Origin of the sequence: Devosia sp. (genome assembly GCF_017307565.1) — a bacterium.
In the GTDB taxonomy this organism is placed as follows: domain Bacteria; phylum Pseudomonadota; class Alphaproteobacteria; order Rhizobiales; family Devosiaceae; genus Devosia.
Map to the genome: position 1 here is coordinate 1 of NZ_JAFKHD010000521.1, position 2,330 is coordinate 2,330.

At 62.0% G+C, this 2,330-nt stretch carries 2 protein-coding genes and 1 pseudogene; 2 read left to right on the forward strand and 1 reads right to left on the reverse strand.

From position 1 onward, the window contains the following. Positions 1 to 357 (reverse strand): annotated as a pseudogene (locus tag J0I64_RS22480) (hypothetical protein); the annotation flags it as partial. 289 nt (positions 358 to 646) lie between these two features. Here J0I64_RS22480 and cobU point away from each other — a divergent pair. Together cobU and J0I64_RS22490 are read left to right on the forward strand one after the other, a co-directional pair. Beyond that, entirely contained in the window at positions 647 to 1,180 is a 534-nt protein-coding gene (gene cobU / locus J0I64_RS22485) for a bifunctional adenosylcobinamide kinase/adenosylcobinamide-phosphate guanylyltransferase (RefSeq protein WP_291412512.1), read from the forward strand. 141 nt (positions 1,181 to 1,321) lie between these two features. After that, the gene (locus J0I64_RS22490; RefSeq protein WP_291412514.1) at positions 1,322 to 2,218 is read left to right on the forward strand and encodes a cation diffusion facilitator family transporter; all 897 of its coding nucleotides are present in this window, start codon (positions 1,322 to 1,324) and stop codon (positions 2,216 to 2,218) included. Positions 2,219 to 2,330 lie beyond the last annotated feature (112 nt).

Genomic DNA, 2,330 nt, shown 5'->3' on the forward strand with positions numbered 1-2,330 from the left:
GACGCCACCTTCGCCGCCACCGAGCGCGCCGGCATGGGCGATGTCGATGTCGTCATAGACTTTTACGCCGGCAAAGGGCCACGGCCGCGCGGCAAACTCGGCGCGAGCCGTATCCATGCGGCCGCCCGCCATGCCGAAGCAGGCATAGGTATTGGCAGTCTCGGCATAATCGACGCCGGCTGCCTTGAATACGTCGCGGGTGCCGTCGCTGATCGCCTTATAGGCGGGGTCGCCGGCATCGATCTGCAGATTGGAACGGCCGTTTTTCACTTCGGCCAGCGTCACCAGATTCTCGTCGGCCAAACGCACGCGGCAATTGGTGCCACCACCGTCGACGCCAAGATAATATCGGGGCACGCAGGTTCTCCATAAGGGGGATGGGCTGGAAGAGCCGGAGCAAGACCTGGTCTCTGCTCCGGCGCGGAGCCACACCCTAAGGTGTCATTTCGGCGCGGACCATAATGCGAAAGCTGATAAGACGAAAGTAGCATATCGGACAAAAACGACCAGCCAAGGACAGGTTTTGCATGGCAGGTTCCCTCCACATCGCCACGGTGATGGGAACGTCTCGGCCAGCCTGCGGGTTTTATCGGGTTAGCGGCCGCCTTTCGTTTATGCGGCGACGATGGGAGCAAGGAGAATATCCATGCGTCATGCACTGGTTCTGGGCGGGGCCCGCTCAGGCAAGACGGCCTTTGCCGAGCGGCTGGCCCTGCGCTCAGGCAGCAAGCCCCTTTATCTCGCCATGACCGAGGCAATGGATAGTGATATCCGGACACGGGTCGAGAGCCACCGGGCCGAGCGCGCTGGCCGCTTTGCAACCCGCGAGGAGCCGCTGCAGCTCTCGCACGCAATTCTGGAAGCGGGCAAGGAGCACGACGCCATCCTCGTCGACTGCCTGACCCTGTGGATCACCAACCTGCTCATGACCGGTGGAGACGTCGCCACTGCGGTCAGCGAACTCTGCGCGACCCTGATGGAATTTCGAAGCGCCAAGGTGATCCTCGTCAGCCAGGAGGTCGGGCTTGGCGTCACCCCCGACAATGCTACCGCCCGAACATTTCGCGATCTCGCCGGTTCCGCCCATCAGCGGCTCGCCGAGATTTGCGACGACGTCTATTTCGTCGCCGCCGGCCTGCCATTAACGATGAAGGGCGAAGCTGCCATCGCGCGCGACTAGCAAAGAGTCTGCGCAATCAAGGGCTTGCCAGCGTCTGTCACAGATGGAAATGCTTCTGAAAATCACTCGCAAATACAATGACTTGCGAGAATCCAGCAATGGAGCTATGGCCGAAACTCGATCCCTTCCGGAGTCTTCGCCATGGCCGTCACAGACCGCACTCTTGCCATAGCCGCGGCCAGCCTCGCCGTCGGCATCGGTGTGCTCGGGCTCAAGCTCATCGCCTGGTGGCTCACGGGCTCGATCGCGCTTTATTCCGATGCGCTCGAATCGATCGTCAACGTCGTCACCGCCATTGCCGCGCTGATCGCCGTTCGCCTCGCTCAGCGCCCTGCCAATGCGAGCCTGCCCTATGGCTATCACAAGGCCGAGTATTTCTCGGCCGTGCTGGTTGGCGTCATGATCATCATCGCCGCCGTGCTGATCCTGCGGGAAGCCTATTACGGCTTCATGGAGCCAAAACTCCCCGAGGCCCCGGTGGAAGGCCTTGCCATCAGCATCGGTGCCTCGCTGATCAACGTCGCATGGGCGCGGTATCTCAAGCGCTATGGCAGCCGTGTCCGCTCGCCGGCGCTCGTGGCCGATGCAAAGCACCTGATGACCGACGTCGTTTCGACCTTCGGCGTCATCATTGGCCTGATCCTGGTCTATCTCACCGGCATTGCCGCACTCGATTCAGTGCTGGCGGGCCTCGTCGCACTCAACATTTTATGGTCCGGTTGGGGCGTCATTCGCGAAAGCGTTGGCGGCCTGATGGACGTTGCCGTGCCGACCGAGACGCAAAAGACCATCCGCGAAGTCATCGCCCAGAACGCCGATGGCGCCATCGAGGCCCATGACATTCGCACCCGCCAGGCCGGCAAGTTGATCTTCATCGACTTCCACCTCGTCGTGCCCGGCGCCATGAGCGTCGAGGCGGCCCACACCATTTGCGATGGCATCGAAGCCAAGCTGCGCGATGCGGTGCAGGACGTGCAGATCACCATCCATGTCGAGCCCGAAGACAAGGCCAAGCACAACGGCATCGTGGTGGTCTAGGTCGTTTCCGCACCGGCCTGAGTCATCCCAAACTCGATTGTCACCCCGGCGCAGGCCGGGACCGAGCCCGAGATCTCAAGATGGGCCCCGGCCTAACGCCGGGGTGACATCG

Excerpts from the sequence above, each read along its gene's own strand:
- cobU (WP_291412512.1), top strand. The coding sequence starts at position 647 with ATGCGTCATGCACTGGTTCTGGGCGGGGCCCGCTCAGGCAAGACGGCC.
- J0I64_RS22490 (WP_291412514.1), top strand. The coding sequence starts at position 1,322 with ATGGCCGTCACAGACCGCACTCTTGCCATAGCCGCGGCCAGCCTCGCC.